This is a genomic window from uncultured Sphingomonas sp. (assembly GCF_913062585.1).
Classification (GTDB): domain Bacteria; phylum Pseudomonadota; class Alphaproteobacteria; order Sphingomonadales; family Sphingomonadaceae; genus Sphingomonas.
Genome location: NZ_CAJXWX010000017.1, coordinates 69305 through 89835 on the forward strand (window position 1 = coordinate 69305; position 20531 = coordinate 89835).

General features: G+C 66.8%; 17 protein-coding genes and 1 tRNA gene. 5 read left to right on the top strand and 13 right to left on the bottom strand.

Translation table 11 applies throughout. The features are described 5' to 3' along the window. Window positions 1-10: 10 nt before the first annotated feature. Window positions 11-427 carry a hypothetical protein gene (locus tag QZ546_RS12260; RefSeq protein ID WP_294237835.1) on the top strand — a complete coding sequence of 139 codons (417 nt, stop codon included), beginning with the start codon at window positions 11-13 and terminating at the stop codon, window positions 425-427. A gap of 24 nt (window positions 428-451) precedes the next feature. Here the strand turns inward: QZ546_RS12260 and QZ546_RS12265 are convergent, their stop codons facing one another. Both QZ546_RS12265 and QZ546_RS12270 read right to left on the bottom strand, forming a co-directional pair. Beyond that, window positions 452-1030 (bottom strand): hypothetical protein, encoded by a 579-nt coding sequence (locus QZ546_RS12265; protein WP_294237838.1) that lies wholly within the window; start codon window positions 1028-1030, stop codon window positions 452-454. A gap of 164 nt (window positions 1031-1194) precedes the next feature. Continuing rightward, complete coding sequence (locus tag QZ546_RS12270) at window positions 1195-1419, bottom strand: hypothetical protein (RefSeq protein ID WP_294237841.1); 225 nt, start codon at window positions 1417-1419, stop codon at window positions 1195-1197. A 184-nt stretch (window positions 1420-1603) separates the two neighbouring features. Here QZ546_RS12270 and ppc point away from each other — a divergent pair, with 184 nt between their 5' ends. Further along, window positions 1604-4279, top strand: coding sequence for a phosphoenolpyruvate carboxylase (ppc, locus tag QZ546_RS12275; protein WP_294237844.1), 2676 nt, complete (start codon window positions 1604-1606; stop codon window positions 4277-4279). Window positions 4280-4284: 5 nt separating this feature from the next. After that, entirely contained in the window at window positions 4285-4692 is a 408-nt protein-coding gene (locus tag QZ546_RS12280; RefSeq protein ID WP_294237846.1) for an OsmC family protein, read from the top strand. 128 nt (window positions 4693-4820) lie between these two features. Here the strand turns inward: QZ546_RS12280 and QZ546_RS12285 are convergent, their stop codons facing one another. The 7 genes from QZ546_RS12285 to QZ546_RS12315 form a co-directional block, all read right to left on the bottom strand. Continuing rightward, entirely contained in the window at window positions 4821-5186 is a 366-nt protein-coding gene (locus tag QZ546_RS12285; RefSeq protein ID WP_294237849.1) for a chorismate mutase, read from the bottom strand. 73 nt (window positions 5187-5259) lie between these two features. Beyond that, window positions 5260-5388: a hypothetical protein gene (locus QZ546_RS12290; protein ID WP_294237852.1), complete on the bottom strand. Its 129-nt coding sequence runs from the start codon at window positions 5386-5388 to the stop codon at window positions 5260-5262. After that, window positions 5385-5882: a methylated-DNA--[protein]-cysteine S-methyltransferase gene (locus QZ546_RS12295; protein WP_294237855.1), complete on the bottom strand. Its 498-nt coding sequence runs from the start codon at window positions 5880-5882 to the stop codon at window positions 5385-5387. Before QZ546_RS12295 ends, QZ546_RS12290 begins: the two co-directional genes overlap by 4 nt. Before the next feature lie 49 nt (window positions 5883-5931). Beyond that, window positions 5932-6324 carry a thioesterase family protein gene (locus tag QZ546_RS12300; protein ID WP_294237858.1) on the bottom strand — a complete coding sequence of 131 codons (393 nt, stop codon included), beginning with the start codon at window positions 6322-6324 and terminating at the stop codon, window positions 5932-5934. After that, the gene (locus QZ546_RS12305; RefSeq protein WP_294237861.1) at window positions 6321-6926 is read right to left on the bottom strand and encodes a VTT domain-containing protein; all 606 of its coding nucleotides are present in this window, start codon (window positions 6924-6926) and stop codon (window positions 6321-6323) included. The genes QZ546_RS12300 and QZ546_RS12305 overlap by 4 nt, the downstream gene beginning before the upstream one ends. After that, window positions 6902-8971 (bottom strand): S9 family peptidase, encoded by a 2070-nt coding sequence (locus QZ546_RS12310; RefSeq protein WP_294237864.1) that lies wholly within the window; start codon window positions 8969-8971, stop codon window positions 6902-6904. Before QZ546_RS12310 ends, QZ546_RS12305 begins: the two co-directional genes overlap by 25 nt. Window positions 8972-9114: 143 nt before the next feature. Further along, window positions 9115-10233: a glycoside hydrolase family 43 protein gene (locus QZ546_RS12315; RefSeq protein WP_294237866.1), complete on the bottom strand. Its 1119-nt coding sequence runs from the start codon at window positions 10231-10233 to the stop codon at window positions 9115-9117. 108 nt (window positions 10234-10341) lie between these two features. Here QZ546_RS12315 and QZ546_RS12320 point away from each other — a divergent pair, with 108 nt between their 5' ends. Further along, window positions 10342-12132, top strand: a complete 1791-nt coding sequence (locus tag QZ546_RS12320; RefSeq protein ID WP_294237869.1) for an aminopeptidase P family protein — start codon at window positions 10342-10344, stop codon at window positions 12130-12132. A 313-nt stretch (window positions 12133-12445) separates the two neighbouring features. Here QZ546_RS12320 and QZ546_RS12325 read toward each other — a convergent pair whose 3' ends face one another. Together QZ546_RS12325 and QZ546_RS12330 are read right to left on the bottom strand one after the other, a co-directional pair. After that, a complete protein-coding gene (locus QZ546_RS12325) occupies window positions 12446-17047 on the bottom strand; it encodes an NAD-glutamate dehydrogenase domain-containing protein (RefSeq protein WP_294237871.1) in 4602 nt (1533 codons plus the stop codon). Window positions 17048-17139: 92 nt separating this feature from the next. After that, a complete protein-coding gene (locus QZ546_RS12330; RefSeq protein ID WP_294237873.1) occupies window positions 17140-17949 on the bottom strand; it encodes a hypothetical protein in 810 nt (269 codons plus the stop codon). A gap of 122 nt (window positions 17950-18071) precedes the next feature. On the opposite strand from QZ546_RS12330, the gene QZ546_RS12335 reads away from it, so the two are divergent. Continuing rightward, window positions 18072-18147 (top strand) — tRNA-Thr (locus tag QZ546_RS12335). Here QZ546_RS12335 and QZ546_RS12340 read toward each other — a convergent pair. Further along, on the bottom strand, window positions 18118-19734 hold the full coding sequence (locus QZ546_RS12340; protein ID WP_294237875.1) for a recombinase family protein: 1617 nt from the start codon (window positions 19732-19734) through the stop codon (window positions 18118-18120). The genes QZ546_RS12335 and QZ546_RS12340 overlap by 30 nt on opposite strands. A 148-nt stretch (window positions 19735-19882) precedes the next feature. Continuing rightward, complete coding sequence (locus QZ546_RS12345; protein ID WP_294237878.1) at window positions 19883-20416, bottom strand: hypothetical protein; 534 nt, start codon at window positions 20414-20416, stop codon at window positions 19883-19885. Window positions 20417-20531: the final 115 nt, after the last annotated feature.

Sequence of the window (20531 nt, forward strand, 5' to 3'; positions counted from 1 at the left end):
CCTGGGGCTGATGGCGCTGCTTGCCACGACCGCCGCCTGCGGCAGCAAGAAGGAGGAAAAGCGCGCCGAGGCCGACCGCGCCGCCGCCAAGGCCGGTTTCGTGCCGCCCTCCGTCACCAGCCGGGTCGATTTCGGCAGCATGATGGCCCGCCGCTTCCGCGAACTGGACCGCGACGGCAACGACATCATCACCGCCGACGAAATGCCCAAGACCAATTCGCGCCTGTGGGAGCTCGACCGCAACAAGGACGGCGAGATCACCGAGAGCGAATTCTTCGAAGGGATGCTAGCGCGCTTCGACCGGATGGATCTGAACCGCGACGGCACGGTGACTTCGGAAGAACGCGAGGCCTCGCGCACCGAACGCCCCGCCGCGCCGACCAATCCGGTCGCAACGGGCGCTGGCGCGCCGGGTAATGCGAACTAAGGGCTTTGACGGCGATCGGGCCGATCAGGTGATCCAAGTGGGCGTCGAATAGGCCGGATGCCACCGACCGGCATGATCGCGGACAAGCACTGTCGCCCAGCCGCCGCCGCCGAAGAACCCCGTCGATCCGAAGGTCACTACTGCATATCTCCCCGATACGTCGACAGCGGCCAGTGCGACGCTGATGAAGGTGGCTTTCCGATCCTGCCGCTGCACGGCCCGATCCGTCGCCGCGGTACCGTAGGGTATGTGATGTCGATCGAGGAAGTGGCGAACTGACCGACAATGACGGACTGCGCTGAAACGAAGATTGCCGAGATGAAGGGATCGTCCGATCCTGCGGCCGGTTGGCACGGGCACACGGTGTGCTTTGGCATAGGGCGTGGGCGACCATTCATGCTCGCGTAGGTCGAAATCCTGCTCCGCCGAGCCCTTCCATTCGCTGTAGATGACCGGATCGCTCGAGGTCGCGACCTGGGATCGGATCAGCGCCAGCGATGCTTCACAAGCCGCCTTGTCCATGGCCGGTCGCGCCGCCTCTGCCCCATCGCCAGGCGTGAGTGCGCCAATCGTCAAAATCGCATAGAAAAGCATGTCGATCATGCTGAAGAGACATCCTGAATCGCTATGTGGCGCCAGTGGCGGATCGCCGCGACGATGGCCACGATTTGCCAGCCGATCCACAAGACAAACCATGCCCATATACCGCCAGGTGCCGAGTCGATCATATACGCGAAGTACCCCGGCTCCTTCACGCGAGCGTCGTATCACAAAGTGACGTCCAGCACGGCCGCCACGGCCAGGAGCATCGCATCCGCCCGCCGTCCGCAAAAAATCGGCGAGACCATGCGGAGACGGGCCAACGGATACAGCACCAGCAAGGGCAACGACCAGGCCGATGCACCGACCCAGCCATGCCCCGCGCCCGCCAGCCCAAGGGCAAGCGCCTGGGTCGCGAGCCAGAGCCCCGTCCCGACGGCAATGCCGGCCATGATCTTGAAAATGACGCCTATCCTATGAATCTTTGATGGTGACAGGGTGGCAGAGAAGCGCGGCAAGGGCCAGCCGTCGAGCCGCGATACGTAATATACACGCGCTACATGACATCAATATTATACCAAAATTACGCACTGCAATCGGTTGACGGCCGCCCTATTGCGTTGCAGCAATGCGGCCATGACGACACTCCCTCCCATCGCCAACAATGCCGACATCCGATTCCTGGGCGCCCAGCTGGGCGACGTGATCCGCCGTTATGGCGGCGACGCGCTGTTCGAGGCGACCGAGGCCATTCGCCGCGCCTCGGTCAATCGGCATCGCGGCCTGGGCGACGATGCCGAGGTGGACCTGCAGCTAGAACGGCTGGCACTTGATGAGACGCTGGATTTCGTGCGCGGCTTCATGCTGTTCTCGATGCTCGCCAACCTGGCCGAGGACCGGCAGGGCATCGCACGCGAGCCCGCCGCCGATATCGCCGATGTGCTGGAGACGCTGGCCGGCCAGGGGATCGACCGCGACGCCGCGATGGAGCTGCTGTCGCGGGCGCTGGTCGTGCCCGTGCTGACCGCGCACCCGACCGAGGTGCGGCGCAAGAGCATGATCGACCACCGCAACCGCATCGCCGAATTGCTGGCGATGCGCGATGCGGGACGGACGGTGACGCCCGATGGCGACGATGTGGAAGCAGCGATCGGGCGCCAGATCGCGCTCCTCTGGCAGACGCGCGTGCTGCGCCGCGAAAAGCTCTACGTCACCGACGAGGTGGAGACGGCGCTGTCCTACCTGCGCGACGTGTTCCTGCCGGTGCTGCCTGCGCTCTATCAGCGCTGGGACAAGGCGTTCGGCGCGCGCGTGCCCGCCTTCCTGCGCCCCGGTTCGTGGATCGGCGGCGACCGCGACGGCAATCCCTTCGTCACCGCCGACTCGCTGACCACCGCGCTCGCCCAGGCCGCCGATGCCGTCCTGACCCATTACTGCCAGGCGGTGCACGCGCTGGGGGCCGAGCTGTCCATCTCGACCGGCCATGCTCAGGTGGACGCGGCGGTGCTGGCGCTGGCCGAAGCGAGCGGGGACGAGGCGCTCAGCCGCTCGGACGAACCCTATCGCCGCGCGCTGTCGGGCATCTATGCGCGCCTCGCCGCCACCCATCAGGCGCTGACCGGCAAGACCCCGCCCCGCCCCGGCAAGCTGACCGGCGAGCCCTATCCCAACCCAAAGGCGCTTCGCACCGATCTGGTCGCGATCGCGCGCGGGCTGGCGGCGCAGGGCGACGGCGCGCTGGCGGGCGGCGGCGCGCTCGGGCGCCTGATCCGCGCGGTCGAGACCTTCGGTTTCCATCTCGCCACGCTCGACCTGCGGCAGAATTCGGCGGTGCATGAGCGCGTCGTCGCCGAACTGCTGAAGGTCGCCGGGGTCGAGGCGGATTATCTGGCGCTGGACGAGGATGCCCGCGTCGCGCTGCTGCGCCGCGAACTGGCCAATGCCCGGCCGCTGTTCAGCCATTATGCCGATTATTCGGACGAGACCCGCTCCGAACTGGCGATCGTCCAGGCCGCCGCCGATGCACATGCCAAATATGGCCCGAAGTGCATCACCAATTACATCGTCTCGATGGGCAAGTCGGTGTCCGACCTGCTCGAGATCAACCTGATGCTGAAGGAATTCGGCCTTTATCGTCCCGGCGAGCCGGCCACCGCCGCGATCATGGCCGTGCCGTTGTTCGAGACGATCGAGGATCTGGAGGCCGGGCCGGAGATCATGCGCGCCTATTTCGGCCTGCCCGAAATCGCCGCAATCGTCCGTGCACGCGGGCATCAGGAGGTGATGATCGGCTATTCGGACTCGAACAAGGATGGCGGTTACCTGACCTCCACCTGGTCGCTGTCCAAGGCGTCGAGCGCCTTCCGCCCGGTCTTCGAGGACGCGGGTGTGCGGATGCAGCTGTTCCACGGCCGCGGCGGCGCGGTGGGGCGTGGCGGCGGCAGCGCCTTTGCCGCGATCCGCGCCCAGCCGCACGACACGGTGCAGGGCCGCATCCGCATCACCGAACAGGGCGAGGTGATCGCGGGCAAATATGGCACGCGCGACGCCGCACTGGGCAATTTGGAAGCGATGGCCTCGGCCACCCTGCTCGCCAGCCTGGAGCCGGATCGGCTGTCCGATGCCGACAATGCGCGCTTCACCGCCGCGATGGAGACGATGTCGGCGACCGCCTTCACCACCTATCGCGATCTGGTCTACGGCACCGAAGGCTTCCGCACCTTCTTCCGCCAGATGACGCCGATCGCCGAAATCGCCGGGCTGAAGATCGGCAGCCGCCCGGCCAGCCGCAAGAAGTCCGACGCGATCGAGGATCTGCGCGCCATCCCTTGGGTTTTCAGCTGGGCCCAGGCGCGCGTGATGCTGCCGGGCTGGTTCGGGGTCGGCGTCGCCATCGCGCAGTTCGAGGACAAGGCGCTGCTCGCCGAAATGGCCAAGAGCTGGCCGTTCTTCGCCGCGACGCTGGCGAATATGGAGATGGTGCTGGCCAAGTCCGACATCGGCATCGCGCGGCGCTATGCCGGGCTGGTCGAGGACGAGGGCTTGCGCGACTCGATCTTCGGGCGAATCCATGACGGCTGGCACCGCTCGCGTGACGGGCTGCTGACGGTGACGGGCCAGACGCGCCTCCTGTCCGACAACCCTGCGCTGGAGGCGTCGATCCGCCTGCGCCTGCCCTATATCGAGCCGCTCAACCTGCTCCAGATCGAGCTGATGAAGCGCCACCGCGCGGGCGAGAGCGATCCGCGCATCGGCGAGGGCATCCTGCTGTCGATCAACGGCATCGCCACGGCCTTGCGCAACAGCGGCTGACGAACGTGACGGATTTTGTCGTTCGTTATGAAGGCGGGCTTAGCTGCCGGACCGAGCATCCGGAGTCGGGGGCGGTGCTCGTCACCAACGCGTCGCAGGAACTGGGCGGCAGCGGCGAAGGCTTTTCGCCCAGCGACCTGTTGTCGGTGTCATTGGGCGGCTGCGTGCTCAGCATCATGGCGATGGCGGGACAGGTCGCCGGGCTGGAGCTGGCAGGGGCGACCGCGACCGTCACCAAGGAAATGGGCAATACGCCGCGCCGGATCACGACGCTGGCCGTGACGGTGCGCGTGCCGGGCCACCATGACGCCGCCATGCGCAAGCGCCTGGAAACGGCGGCGGCGGCCTGCCCGGTCCATGCGGTGCTGGGCATCGACGCGCCAATCGCGATTATCTGGGACGAGGAAAACTGAAGTCCTCCCCGGTACGGGGAGGTGGCAGGCCGAAGGCCTGACGGAGGGGGGCTTTCTCATAGGTCATCCCTCGCGGCACTCCCCCTCCACCAGCTTCGCTGGTCCCCCTCCCCGTATCGAGGAGGATTTTAGTGGCCGACCTGTCGCGCTTCCTCGGCCGTGAAGCCCTCGACCATCGCGCGGAACGTCGCCTCCGCCACATCCGGGTTCAAACCGTGCGTCACCGCCTTCTCCCGGATGCGCGTCAGGATTTGCCGGATCCGCGCCTCGTCGCGTACCGTTGCGGCGGAGGTCTTGAACCGCCCAGCCTCCCTGACATAGCGCGCGCGTTCGGCCATCAGGCGCAGGATCTGGTCGTCGATCCGGTCGATATTCGTACGCACCTCGCCGAGGTTGCCGCAACAGGGGGTAGAGGGCGGCTCGGTCGTCTGGGCCTGAAGCGTCGCGGGCCACAGAGCAACCGATATAAGGGCCGATGACAGGAACAGGCGCATCCGCAATCTCCGACACGCAAATAAGGTCAGGACCGATAGGGCCTCCGCATTCCTGCCGCCAGTGACATCGCCATCATCCGCCGCGTGCCGCCTCGGACGCGCCACCTTGCACCACGACCAGCGCGGCCAGGCCGATCGTCGCCACCGCCGCCAGCAGCACCGCTTCGCGCATCTCGGGGAACTGGCGCGGCGGATAGCTCATGCCAGTGCCAGCGCCCGCTCGCCCCGTTCATGCGCGAGCAGCCACTGCTTCGCCGCCAGTCCGCCCGCAAAGCCGGTCAGCGTGCCGTTCGCGCCGATCACCCGGTGGCATGGCGTCACGATCGACAGCGGGTTGCGCCCGTTGGCCGCCCCCACCGCGCGTGAGGCCCCCGGCCGCCCGATCGCGGCGGCGAGCGCGGCATAGCTGCGCGTCTCGCCATAAGGAATGGCGCCCAGGCCGGTCCATACGCTCTTCTGGAACTCGGTGCCGACGGGATCGAGCGGCAGGTCGAAGGCACGTCGCTGCCCGGCGAAATAGTCGGTCAGCTGGCGCACCGCTTCCGCCAGGATCGCATGGGCCGGATCGCTGCGCCGTTCGGGCAGGGGCACGCGGCCTTCCCGCTCCTCGGCCCACAGGACCGCGCGCAGGCCCTGCCCACTTGCCACAAGGGTCAGCTCGCCCACCGGCGAGGCCATGGTGCATTCGCTCAACATGGGCCCATCCTAACCGATGACGGCGCGCGATGCGTCCCGCTTCTTGCGGTCAAACCAGAAAGGGCGCGGCGATCTCGGGCGTGACGCGCAGCAACCGGCCAGTGGCGCGGTCGATCAGCGCCCAGGTCGTCACCGCTTCCACCTTCACCAGGCCCTGCGCATCCAGAAAGCGGACATGCCGGTCGAAACGCGCGCCCTTGGGCGGGTTCGGCACCCAGGTTTCCGCCGTCACCGTCTCGCCCGCCACGACATTGCCGCGATAGTCGATCTCATGCCGCGTCACGACCCAGACATGGGCGGCGGCATGCTCGGGGGGCACGACGGACTCCCAATGCGCGCCTGCGATCGCCTGAATCCACTGGACCCACACGGCGTTGTTCACATGACCCAGCTCGTCGATATGCTCCGGGCGGGCGGTGAAGCTCAGCGTGAAACGACTCATGCCTGTTCGTTCGACTCCTTGTGCCTCTGCCAGAGCGTGTGAAGGCCCCAGCCGATCGTGGCGGCGACCATGACCAGCGCCGCCGCCATCAGGATATGCGCCAGGCTGGGGCGATAGCGTGCCGCCAGCTCCTGAAACGCTTCGCCGAACAGATAACCGATGCCGGTGAACATCGCCGCCCAACATGCGGCGGACGCCGCATTGACTGCGACGAACAGCCGGGTCGACACCGTACTGGTGCCCAGCGCCACCGGGCTGATCGTGCGCAGGCCATAGAGGAAGCGGAAACCGAAGATGAAGCCGACCGGATAGCGCTCCATCAGCCTGGTGACGCGCGTATAGACGCGCCGCCGCTTCAGCTTGCGCACCCAGCGCCCGTCCCGCGCACGCCGCCCGAAGGTAAAGAAGATCTGGTCGGCGACGAAGGATCCGATCGCGGCGGCGAAGAAGGCGGCGGGCCAGGCGATCAGCCCCTGATGCGCCAAGATGCCCCCCGTGACGACCGCCGTTTCCCCCTCGACGCCTGCGCCGAACGCGATCGCGATGACGCCGTAGCGCGCGACGATCGCCTCGATGCTCAGGATTCCACTCCCATCTGCCACAGGACGAAGGCGTGTTCCTCCGCGCCTTCGCGCAAGGATTCGAACCGGCCCGACTTGCCGCCATGGCCGGCGCCCATATTGGTCTTGAGCAGCAGCAGATTGTCATCGGTCTTGGTCGCGCGCAGCTTGGCGGCCCATTTGGCGGGCTCCCAATAGGTGACGCGCGGATCGTTCAGCCCGCCCGAGATGAACATCGGCGGATAGGCCTGGGCGGTGACATTGTCATAGGGGCTGTAGCTGCGGATCAGCTCGAACCCCGCCTTATCCTCGATCGGGTTGCCCCATTCGGGCCATTCGCCCGGCGTCAGCGGCAGCTCGGCATCCATCATCGTGTTGAGCACGTCGACGAAGGGCACATCGGCGATCACCGCGCCCCAGAGTTCGGGATCGGAATTGACGACCGCGCCCATCAGCTCGCCGCCCGCCGAGCGGCCCGCGATCGCGATCTGGCCAGCCTTGGTCCAGCCGCCGTCGATCAGCCCCTTCGCCACGTCGACAAAGTCGTGGAAGGTGTTGGTGCGCTTCTCCAGCTTGCCGTCCAGATACCATTGCTGGCCCAGATCGTCGCCGCCGCGAATATGCGCGATGGCATAGGCGAAGCCGCGATCGAGCAGGCTCATACGGCCCGTCGAGAAGCCCGGCGGAATGGCATAGCCGTACGCGCCATAGGCATAGAGGAACAGCTTGCCCGATCCGTCGCGCGGGAAATCCTTCGGATAGACGATCGACACCGGCACCATCGTCCCGTCGCGGCCTGCGATCTTCAGCCGCTCGGTCCGGTATTTGTCCGCGTCATAGCCCGAGGGGATTTCCTGGACCTTCAGCACGGTCATCCCACCCGTCGCCACGTCATAGTCATAGACGGTGCCCGGCGTGACCATCGACTCATAGCCGAGGCGCAGGACCGATACGTCGTACTCGGGATTGTCGCCCAAGCCGGCGGTGTAGCTCGGCTCGGGGAATTCGATCCGTTGCGGAACGGTCGGCGCGTCGTAGCGGTGGATGGCGATCCGGTCCAAGCCGTCCTCGCGCCCCTCGACCACGAAGAAATCCTTATAGCACTCGACCCCGGTCATGTAGAAATGCGGGTTCGGCGCGATCAGCTCGTGCCAGTCGCCAGGTGCCTCGATCGAGGCGGTGCAGAGGCGGAATTGCGGGTCCACGTCGTTGGTGTGGATGAACAGCGTGCCGTCATGCTCGTCCACGTCATATTCGCGGCCCTCCTTGCGAGGCGCGACCAGGATGGGTTCGGCAAAGACATTGTCGGATGGCAGCAGCCGTACTTCGCTGGTGACATGGTCGCCGGTCGCGATCACGATCCAGTTGCGCGCGGAGGTCTCGACAACGGCGACGCGATAGCCTTCGTCGTCTTCGTGGAACAGCTCGACGTCCTGCGCGACATCGGTGCCCAGCTTGTGGAAACGCGCATTGTCGGTCCGCCACTGCGCGTTCGCCACGCCGTAGAGAAAGCCGCTGTCGTCCGCGACCCAGACGATTTCCGACAACATGCCGGGAATGACTTCGGGCAGATGTTCGCCGGTGGTCAGGTCCTTGATCCGGACCTCGAACCGCTCCGAGCCATTGTCGTCGATCGCATAGGCGAGATAACGGCCATTGTTGCTGATCGAAAAGGCGCCCAGCCGGAAATATTCCTTGCCCTCGGCCAGCGCGGGTTCGTCGAGCAGCAGTTCGTCCGGGCCGCCCGCAACGGGCTTGCGCCACCATTTGCGATACTGGCCGCCCGTCTCGAACGCGGTCCAATACAGCCAGTCGCCGTCCTTTTGCGGGACCGAGGATTCGTCCTCCTTGATCCGGCCCTTCATCTCTTCATAGAGCCGGTCGATCAGCGGCTTTCGCGGGGCCATGACCGCCTCGAAATAAGCGTTCTCAGCCTCGACATAGGCGAGCACGTCCTTGTCCTCGACCTCCGGATAGGCGGGGTCCTTCAGCCAGGCATAGGGGTCTTCGATCGTGATCCCATGGGCGGTGAAGCTATGCGGACGGGTTTCGGCGACGGGGGGCTTGAGCGCGGCGGGTTCGGTCATCGCCCGGATGTAGCTAGGCTTGGCCGCCGCCGGAAGGGGGCGGCTATGGTTTCTCCCTCCCCAGCAGCCGTTCACGCTGAGCGAAGTCGAAGCGCACGCCCCGCGCTTGGCCACGAAGGGAATCCCGTGGCCTTCGACTTCGCTCAGGCTGAACGGAGGTGGGATTCAGCCCTTCCACCATCCGCCAGCGTCCAGCTCTCCCGCCAGCGCAGCACCGGCGTCTCGCCCTCCCATTCCACCGGCAACCAGACATAACGCCCGTCGATCGCATTCTCCGGCCGCCAGCGATCGGCCATGAAGATAAAGCGCGGCTCGCCGCCCGGACGCTCGGGCGGGAGCGGCAGGACGAAGGTCGATTGCGAGTGGAAGGTCGTCTTCCGGTCATCCTCGCTCCCGCGCACCGGATTGCCCAGCGCGCGCCACGGCCCCGTCACCCGGTCCGCGACATAGACCCGCCCCGGATTGGGCCGCCAGCCGGTGAGCCCTGAGGCGAACATGTAATAGCGCCCCTTGGCCTTGAAGATCGCGGGCGCCTCGTTCCCGCCGTCCGGCAGCGCGCGGACATAATAGCCGTCATGGCGCGTCCAGTCGGGCGCGAGCCGCGCGATCTGGAGCGTATCATTCTCCTCCGAGGCATAGACATGCCAGGCCGTGTCGCCATCGACGAAGATCGTCATGTCGCGCGCCATCTGCCCGCCGGCAAAGTCGCGCGCCAGCACGGTACCCGGCGCCTTGTCCTCGGCCGTCGCATTGGCAGGCCAGATACCCGGATTGACCCTCCCGGCACGCAGGAAGCGGAACGGCCCCTGCGGCCGGTCGGCGACCGCGACGCCCGCCTGCGCCGCGCCGTAACCGCGCCCCTTCAGCTCCAGATGGAACCACATCACGAATTGGCCGGTGCGGCGGTTATGGACGACCTTGGGCCGCTCCAGGATACAGCCGCGCGTGATCGGGCTGGCCGGATCGTCCGATACCGCCAGCGCCACCCCCTCGTCGCGCCAGTTCACCAGATCGGTGGAGCTATAGGCATGGACGCCGACCAGCGCGGTATTGCCTTCCTCGCCCGCCGTCTTGTGCTCGCCATGCCACCACCAGCGCCCGCCATGGCGCAGCAGCCCGCCACCATGGGCGTTGATGGCGACGCCGTTCGTGTCGCTCCACACCTCGCCAGGGCGAAACGCCTGGGCTTCGGCGGCCCGCGCCATGCTGCTCGCCAGCGCCGCTGCGCCCGCTCCTACCAAAATGCTTCGCCGGTCGATCATCCGCTATCCTCCCATCGCAATCGTATACGATGCGCCATGATCCGCAAGGCTCGACGCTGCGCGGACACAGGGCTAGACCCGGCCATCCTATTCCATTCAGGTTGTTCCATGTCCCATTCCGCCCGCCTCGCCGCCCTTCGTGCCCAATTGGCCGCCCAAGGGCTCGACGGTTTCGTCGTGCCGCTGACCGACGAGCATATGAGCGAATATGTCGGCGACTATGCGCAGCGCCTTGGCTGGCTGACCGGGTTCGGCGGTTCGGCGGGCAGCGCGGTGGTGCTGGCGGACAAGGCGGCGATCTTCACCGACGGCCGCTATACGCTGCAGGTGCGCGAGCAGGTGTCGGGCGAGGACTATGCCTATATCCCCGTGCCGCAGGACAGCGTGGCGGCCTGGCTGGGTCGCGAGGCGGCGGCGGGGCAGCGGATCGGGTACGACCCCTGGCTGCACACGCGCCAGCAGGTGGCCGACATGACCGCCGCGCTGGCGGATCGTGAGGCGGAACTGGTCGCGGTGACGGCCAACCCGATCGACGCCGTCTGGACCGACCGCCCCGCCCCCTCCCCCGCCGTGCTGACCGTGCAGGACGATGCGGTGGCGGGCGAAAGCTCGGCCGCCAAGCGCGCGCGGATCGGCGAATGGCTGGCCGAGCAGCGCGCCGATGCGGTGGTGCTGTCGGCGCTCGACTCGATCGCCTGGGCGCTCAACGTGCGCGGCACCGATGTCGCACATACGCCGGTCGCCCTGTCCTATGCGATCGTCCATGCCGACGGCGAGACCGACCTGTTCGTCGCGCCCGAGAAGATCACGCCCGAGGTCCGCGCGCATCTGGGCAATGCGGTGCGGCTGCACGAGCGCGCAGCGTTCGAGGGCTATCTGACCGGCTTTGCGGGCAAGCGCGTCGTCGCCGATCCCGAGCGGGCGGTCGCCGCCATCGCGCAGGCGCTGGAGGCGGGCGGGGCCAAGGTGTTGGCGCTTCGCGACCCAGTGGTGCTGACCAAGGCGATCAAGAACCCCGCCGAAGTCGCCGGGCACCGCGCCGCCTCGGTGCGCGACGGCGCGGCGATGGTGCGCTTCCTGCGCTGGGTGGAGGCGGAATGCCCCAAGGGCGGGCAGACCGAACTCTCCGCCGCCGCGCAGTTGCTGGCGTATCGCGAGGCGACGGGCCTGCTCAAGGACACCAGCTTCTCGACCATCTCGGCGACGGGCGCACATGGCGCGAGCCCGCATTATCACGTCACCGAGGAGTCCAACGCGGCGATCGAATTGGGTCAGCTGTTCCTGATCGACTCGGGCGGGCAATATCAGGATGGCACCACCGACATCACCCGCGTGATGCCGATCGGCGCACCCACGGACGAGATGCGCGACCGCTTCACCCGGGTACTGAAGGGGCATATCGGCCTGGCCACCGCCGTCTTCCCGGACGGGACGCTGGGCGGGCACCTCGACTCGCTGGCACGGCGGCCGCTCTGGGAGGTCGGGCTGGACTATGCGCATGGCACCGGCCACGGCGTCGGCGCGTACCTGTCGGTGCATGAGGGGCCGCAGCGTATCGCCGCGCCCAACTATCCCGGCGGTGCCGCGATGGAGCCGCTGCGCGCAGGGATGATGCTGTCCAACGAGCCGGGCTATTACAAGGCGGGCGAATATGGCATCCGCATCGAGAATCTGGTGCTGGTCGAACCGCGCGAGATTGCGGGGGCGGACCGGGACATGCTGGGGTTCGAGACGCTGACCCTGTGCCCGATCGAGCGGACGCTGATCGTGGCGGACCTGCTGACAGCCGGGGAGCGGGACTGGCTCAACGCGTATCATGCGCGAGTGGCGGAGGTGCTGGCGCCGGAAGTGGAGGGCGCGGATCGCGAATGGTTGCTGGAGAAGTGCGCGGCCATTTGATCTCACGCGAAGCCGCGAAGAGGAAAGAAGGTTGGTTCGCGCAGAGGCGCAGAGAACGCAGAGGTGTCCCGCCCGCCGCGCCAGCGGCCCTCCTGCCTCATGCGCGGAAGAATAGAGGGCGCTGCGCGCGACGCGCACTCTCTGCGCGCTCCGCGCCTCTGCGCGAACCAAACTTTCTCTTTGCGTCCTCGCGGCTTCGCGTGAACACCAAAAACGCCGCGCAGGAGAGGCCTCCCACGCGGCGTTTTGCGCGCCTTTAGCGACACAGCAACTGGGCCCCGGCCTTCGCCGGGTAACAGGTATTCCCCTCCCCTTACCGCCCGAGCAGCACCCGCGCCTGGCCCGCGATCTGGGCCAGCATCGCGGCGTTGGGTTGGGCCGCCAGGCGCGCCCGGTCGATCACCGCCTTGAACTGACCGACCCGCGCGGCGTTGCGCTCCAGCCACGCTTCGACCGCCGCTTCCGGATCGGTCCCGCCCGCACGGCCCAGGAAGTCCAGCCGCTGCTGCTGAAAATCGCGCGCCAGCCCTGCGATCAGCAGGCGCTCCCAAGGATCGCTGGGGTTGATCCGCGCCGCCTGACCCTGTGCCCAGTCGAGCCCCAGCGCCTGGCCCAGACGGGTAAAGGCATGGGTCAGTCGCGTTTCGTCGAGCGACAGGCGCTGGCCCAGATCGGCCAGCCCCACCGCACCGTCGAGTTCGGACACCCGCACCACCCGCGCCGCAAGATCGGCGGGTGCCCCCGCCTCCTCCAGCGCGGCGACGACCCGCGCGCTCTGCGCCTTGGCCTCGTCGCGTAGCAGCGCAGGCGTTTCGGCCGCCAGCCGTTCGATTCCCGGCTGCAACCGCTCCAGCGCCGCACCGGGGGCCGTGCCCGCCGGCATCGCGCGCAGCAAATCGGCGATCTGCGAGCGCGTCGCCCGCGCCACCTCGTCGAACAGCGCGATGCGCGCAGCTTCGGGCATCGCCGCCGTCTCGATCGCGGTCCACAGGCCACCCAAGTCGAACAGCCGCTCGACCACGACGAACATCGCCGCGATATCGGCCATCGCCGCGCCTTCCTCCTCGGCCAGTTCGAAGGGGTGGAGGATGCCCAGCCGGTTGACGATGCGATTGGCGAGCTTGGTCGCGACGATCTCGCCGCGCAGGCGATGCTGGTCGATCGCCTCGCCGAATGCCTCGCGCATCGCGGGCGGGAAGGCCGCGTGCAGATCGGGGAGCAGTTCGTCGTCCAGCGCCAGCGCGCTGTTCTCGATCGCGTCCTGCAAGGTCAGCTTGGCCGTCGCCAGCAGCACGGCGAGTTCGGGCCGGGTCAGCGATATGCCGTCCTGCCCCCGCCGCAACAGCACGTCGTTGCTCGCCAGCCCCTCGACCGCGCGATCGAGCCGCCCGGCGCTCTCGAAGATTTCGATGACCCGGACATAGCTGGGCATCGCGCCCGCCCCGTCCGCCTCGGCGATCGACAGGCCGAGCGTCTGGAGCCGGTTATCCTCCAGCACGATATGCGCCACGTCATCGGTCATCGACGCGAGCAACCTGTTGCGGTCGTCCTCGGCCAGACGGCCCTCGATCATCTCGCGGTTGAGCGCGATCTTGATGTTGACCTCGTTATCCGAACAATCGACGCCCGCCGAATTGTCGATAAAGTCGGTGTTGATCCGCCCGCCCCGCTCGGCAAAGGCGATGCGCGCGGCTTGCGTGACGCCCAGATTGGCGCCCTCACCGATCGCGATGACGCGCAGGTCTTCGGCATCGACGCGCAGGCGGTCATTGGCCGGATCGCCCACCTGGACGTTATTCTCCGCCGCCGCCTTGATGTAGGTCCCGATGCCGCCGAACCAGAGCAGGTCGGCCGGGGCCTTCAGGATCGCCGAGATCAGCGCCGCCGGCTCCAGCGACGTGGCGGTGATGCCCAGTGCCTCGCGGACTTCGTCCGACAGCGGGATGGTCTTGGCCGAGCGCGGGAAGACGCCGCCGCCTTCCGAGATCAGGCTGGTGTCGTAATCCGCCCAGCTCGACCGGGGCAAAGCGAACATGCGCGCCCGCTCGTCCCAGCTGATCGCGGGATCGGGATCAGGGTCGAGGAAGATGTGGCGATGGTCGAACGCCGCGACCAGCTTGATCGCCTTGGATAGCAACATCCCGTTGCCGAACACGTCGCCCGACATGTCGCCGCAGCCGACGACGCGGATGGGTTGCGTCTGCACATCGACACCGCGCTCGGCGAAGTGGCGCTGGACCGAGACCCAGGCGCCCTTGGCGGTGATGCCCATCGCCTTATGGTCATAGCCCTGACTGCCCCCGGAGGCGAAGGCGTCGCCCAGCCAGAAGCCGCGCTCCAGCGCCAGCGCATTGGCGACGTCGGAGAAGGTCGCGGTGCCCTTGTCGGCGGCGACGACGAAATAGGGGTCTTCGCCATCCAGCACGCGCACGCCGTCCGGGTGCACCACCGTGCCCTCGACGATATTGTCGGTAATCGACAGCAGCGCGCGGATGAACACGCGGTAGCTTTCCTTGCCCTCGGCCGCCCAACCGTCACGGTCGGTGACGGGCGACGGCAACTGCTTGGGATAGAAACCGCCCTTCGCGCCCGTGGGCACGATGACCGCATTCTTCACCCGCTGCGCCTTCATCAGGCCCAGAATCTCGGTACGGAAGTCGTCGCGGCGATCCGACCAGCGCAGGCCCCCGCGCGCGACCGGCCCGGCGCGCAGATGGATACCCTCGACGCGGGGGCTATAGACCCAGACCTCGCGCCACGGCAGCGGGGCGGGCAGGCCCGGAATCCTGTGGCTGTCCAACTTGAACGCCAGCGCTTCCTTGCCCGCCTCGGCAAAGGCGTTGGTGCGCAGGGTCGCCGCGATCATGTCGCGGAAGCTGCGCAGGATACGGTCGTCGTCGATCGCCGACACGGCATCCAGCCCGGCCGCGATCGCGGCGTCCGCAGCAGCGATGTCGCCGCCCGCCTGCGGGTCATGCGCGGCGGTAAACCGCTCGATCAGCGCGGTCGCCAGCTTCGGCGCACGGCGCAGCGCGTCGACCACGGTAGTCAGCCCATAAGGCAGCCCAGCCTGGCGCAAGTATCGGAACCAGGCGCGGAACAGCACCACCGCCTGCGGGCTCAGCCCCACATCGACGATCAGCCGGTTGAACGCGTCATTCTCCGCCTTGCCCTCCAGCACGGCGGCGATCGCGCCCTCCAGCACCGCCGCGCCCTTGGGCTCGGTGGTCGCCTCGGTCTCGACGATGAAGTCGTGGACGAAGGGATCGGCATCGTCGCGCAACCGGGTCGGCAGCTCGCCGATCACGCGGAAGCCGAAATTCTCCAGCACCGGCACCGCGTCCGACAAGGGCAGCGCGCCGTTCAGCTTGTAGATCTTCAGCTGGCGATCCTGCCCCGGCTGGATCGGGAACAGGCGGACCGACCGGCTCCCCTCATTTTCCAGCGAGGCCAGGCGCAGAATGTCGGCCGCCGCTTCCGATGCATCGCTGACATTGCGGTAATTGGTCGGGAAGCCATTGGCCCAGCGCAGGGCGAGGCGCGCCGCGCGCGGGGCGGGCACCTGCTCGGCCAGCGCCGCCTCGACATCGGGCATCCAGCCGCGCACCATCTTGCGCAGCCGCTCGGACAGCGCCGCCGTATCGGGCAGGCGGCCGTCCTGGCGCAGGTCGATCGTATAGCGGATCAGCGCAACGACGCCGTCCTCCAGCGCGATCGACCAGTTGAGCAGCGAGCCGTTCGCCGCCTCGCCCAGCATGTCGCCGATCGCGACACGCCGCGCGGTGGTCAACTCGTCGCGCGGCAGCCAGACGAACGCGAACAGATGCCGCTGCAACACCGACCGGATCAGCACCAGCTCGGGCCGCGGCCGGTCGGCCAGCGACATGGCGGTCAGCGCCAGCTGCTCCAGCGCCTCGGCCGGGAAGGCCGTGACCAGGTCATGCGGCAGCGCGGTCAGCGCATGGGTCAGCGCCTTGCCGGTATGGCCGCGCGGATCAAAACCGAACTTGGCCTGGAGCGCCGCCAACCGCGTGCGCAGCACCGGCACCTCATGCGGCGGGCTGGCGAGCGCGGCGCTGGTCCACAGCCCCGCATGGATCGACAGGCCGACAGCGCGGCCCCCTTCCATCACCGGCACCAGCACCAGGTCGAGCGGCACCGAACGATGCACGGTCGAGATCGCGTTGGACTTGAGCAGCAACGGCGCCGCCCCACCTTGCGCAAAATAGTCCAGCGCGCGCTGGCGCGAGGTTTCGGCGAGCAGCGGAACCTTGTGCGGCGTCCTCGCCACGCCCAGTGCGGGCGCATCGCGACCATCCTCATACCATGTCTCATGGCCGAGCAGCGTCAGCTTGCCGCCCAGGAACCACAGCAGCAGCGCGGCCCCCTCGCCATTCTTCTCGCCCAGCGTAGTTGCGTCGGCGGCCAGCGCATCCTGCAACCCAGACCAGTCGACCACGGCCGCACGCACATCGGCCAGCACGGCGCGTAAGTCGTCGACCAGCCCGCGCCGGTCGCGCGCATCGGCGCGTTCCATTTCCAGATAGATGAAGGATTCCGACCGACCGCCCGCGCCGATCGCCTGAAGCTCGCCCTCCGCATCGCGGGTCACGGGCAGGACGGGGTGGATCACCCGGTCGATCGCAATGCCGTCCGCGCCCACCATCGCCGCGATCGAATCGACCAGGAAGGGCATGTCGTCATTGACGATGGCCAGGCGCATCCGGCGATGCGTGTCGTCGCCCGACATCGGCTCCAGCGCGATCGACGGCTCTCCCGGCGACCGCTGATGGGCCACCCCCGCGACGAAGGCCGCCGCAGCAGCCACCTCCGCGGGGCCGAACCCCTGCAATTCCGCCGGAAGGGCGCCCTGGGTCAGCCGTGCGGCAATCGCGTCGGCCATCGGATGCGACATATTCGGTGCCATGGGCGCTAGTCCTAGGCCTGGCCTTCGCGCCGCTCAACCCTCTGGAGCAGCAGAAAAGATGTTGCGCCGCAGCGCAACTTTCATTGCGAAGCGCGCAATACCCTGTCGGCCAGCCGCGCATCGCCGACCACCGATCCGGTGATCTCGACACCGCCGTCTGCGTCGACCCGCCCGACGAGCACGACCGGCGTGCCCGGCGCCGCATCGGTCGCAAACGCGACCCGTGCGTTTTGGCGTGGCGGAGCGGCAGGCGCACGCGGCGCCGTGTCCGGGCGCCACAGCGCGGCGGCATCCTCGGCGGGCGGCGTGACGGGCTCTGCCAAGGATTCGAGCAGCGACGAATCGAGCGTCGCCTGCAACAGCGGATCGGCCACTTCCTTCCAGCTGACCACGCCGTGCACGAAATCGATCATCAGGCCATCGGAGGAATAGGGCAGCAGGATGGCGCGATACAGGGTGGTATGGCCGCGCCCGTTGACGAACTCGGCCTCAAAACCGGCCGGAGCCTGCCGGCCGAGTATCTGATCGCAATGCAGGGTCAGCCGGGCGAGCAGCGAGCCCTGGGGCAGATCGGCGATCCGCTCCGGCCGCCCGGTCATCCCGCACTCGTCGCGCAGTCCGCTGCCGATATAGGCGATGATGGGATCGTCCGGATTGCCCCGAAAATCGAGCAGGACCGAATGCGGCGCGAAATCGCCGATCGCCTCCGGGTCGAGTGCCCCGATCACCGGAAAGCGCGCATCACCGAGCAGCGAGGCCCAGTGGTGATAGGCACGGGCATGAAGCCGCCGCTCCTGCCCCGCCAGGCCCGACAGCGCATCCTCGGGGTCGCCCCCCGCCGGAACGGCGGCGGCATGCGGCGGGCGGGTGATCACGGTCTTCCTGGCCATGCCCCCCACCTGCACGCCCCATAGTTAACCGCCCGTAAATATCAAAGACACTTGCCAGCCCGCAATCCACCTGTTAAGCGCGCCCACCTCGACCGGACACCAGCCGGTCCGAGCCAAGACGGGCCGCTTTAGCTCAGCTGGTAGAGCATCGCATTCGTAATGCGGGGGTCACAGGTTCGAGTCCTGTAAGCGGCACCACTCCCGGTCAAAGATGGGCACCGCGCCCTCTTTGACGGGAAGTCCGACAGAGACGCCATTTTCTAGGCTCGAAACAGGGCCCGAAATGACTATCTCATGGTCCGACACGCTGACGTTCGAGACGAACACCTTGAGGTAGGACGAACGAAGCGAACTGTCGTCGCCTCGCATTTTGTCACGCAGCATGTCGCCGAAACGATCGATCGTTTGTTCGTCGATCCTGCGCTTGCCCTTCGCCAGTTGCGCTTCCAGCACATCGATCCGGCTTGATACCGCCGCCAGTGCCGCCCGGTTGGTCGCCATGCGGTCGACAAACGCCGGGTCTCTCGCGCTCATCGTCCCTTCTTCGATCAGGATCAGCAGATTGCTGATCGCAGTGTTGAGCCGCGTCCGCTCCGAACGGCTTCGGGCAAAGTCCGCCTCACGTTCCGCCTGTCGACTTTGTGAGACATCGAGAACGCCCGCGAGCAATGTGCGCAACCGGTCTCTCCCCAGCAATCTCGCCTCGATCGCATCCAGAACCAGGCTATCCAGCTTTTCGCGCCGGATACTCGGACAGGCACAGGCGCCGCCACGGTTCACCCGGTCGTTGCAGACGTAGTAGGTATAGCGGCCACCTTTTCCGGTGCGGATCGTCATACCGCTTGAACAGCCGGGCATACCGCAGCGGGCGACGCCGGTGAGTAGCGTGGTGCCGGCGGCGACATGCGGCGCCATTCGCCTGGGATTGCGTGTTGCCCGCATGGCGGCTACGCGATCGAACTGGTCCCGGGTAATGATCGGGGGACAGGTGACTGCGATAGCATCTTCCACGTCCGGGGTGATCCCATCGTCGTCGGCGGTACGATCGTGATAGACGCCGGTGTACACCTCGCGCGCCAAAATGCCGGCAACATTGCTGTTGGCGAACCTCGCACCGCGCAGGGTTCGCCCCGCTTCGTTCAACTGTTTGACGATCCAGCGCCCGCCGCGTCCGATGTCGGCCCAATCGAAGATCTGGCGTACGATCGCCGCTTCGGCTTCGACGATCGCCAGCTTTCGCCGTTCCTTCTCGCCGTCCTGCCGGGCGACATAGGTTTGGTAGCCAAACGGCACCGGGCCGCCATTGTAAAAGCCTTGCCGCGCATTCTCCCTGCGGCTCTTCCGGGTGAGAATCGCCGCATCGCGCGCCTGCTCCTCGTTCATCATCGCCGCGATCGTCCGGCCAATCCGCTGGCCACGGCCTTGCCCGAAATCCTCGGTAATCGAACGGACCTCGACACCTGCGTCGTCCAGCTTGCCCACTACGTCGAAGAACAGACGCATGTTTCTGGCCATGCGGCTGAACATGAACATCAAGACCAGATCGACCGGATGATCGGCTGCGGTAGCCTTTTGCACCAGCCGCTGAAATTCGGGACGCTTGTCGGTCTGACCGCTGAAGCCGGCGTCGGCAAACTCTTCGACGATTATAATGTCATGCTTGGCCGCGTAGGCGAGAATGGCACTACGCTGGGCATCGATGCTCTGGGGCGCACCGCCCTCCTTATCGACCGACAAGCGCATGTATGCGAAAGCCCTGGTCCCGCTGCGGTTGGCTTTTGCCAATTTTCCTGTCCCTATCTGTGTTCGAACAGTGAATCGAACTCACGGGCAAGTGCGTCGAGCACGAGCATGCACTCCTGCCGGGTGACGGCGGGTTGGCCAAGCGAAGGCGGCACGTCGAGGCAGCATCGAAGCTGCGCCTCGACGTTCGCTACCTCTCGTTGTTCGTGATCACTTTCGCCTGCCATCCACAACCGATGGCGGATCGCACAATTCCAAGCGTCAACTCAGCCAGCCAAAAAATTGGTTCCGCTCGCGCCCGTGTACGACGTCTCAACGGCACGACTTTATCTAGATGAGAAGACCCACTTTCGGTCACTTGGTCAGCCCGAGCCGCTTCTCGAAACCGGTCATCCGTTAATGCCGCAGGTCGCCCGCCAACGAGGCTGTAAGCCGACCGCTCGAAGCGGCTTGAAGTGGGATTGTTCAGCGGTTGCGGAGCGATATCCGGAACGGCAGGTTTGATCAAAAGCAGGCATTCAGCTGCTTCCTCATCAGCGCCGCAGAAACATGTAGACAAATAGCAGTTCGGAATCCACCGGCTGCGGAAGTTCACCCGAAAGAGATTACGACGGGAGCGGCAAAATCGATGCACGTGGCTATGCTCGACATGGGCAACCGAAAATATGGCGATGCCACCTATTGCAATATCGATGGCGTCAGCGTCCTTGTCGACGGCGGTCATAGGGGCGACGAGGTTTCGTCCGCTAGGGTCAGGACTCGTTGATCATAGCCAGAAGATGACGGTGGCGGCGAGGGCGATGGCCGAGAAGAAGGCGGTGGGGCAGCGGTCGTAGCGG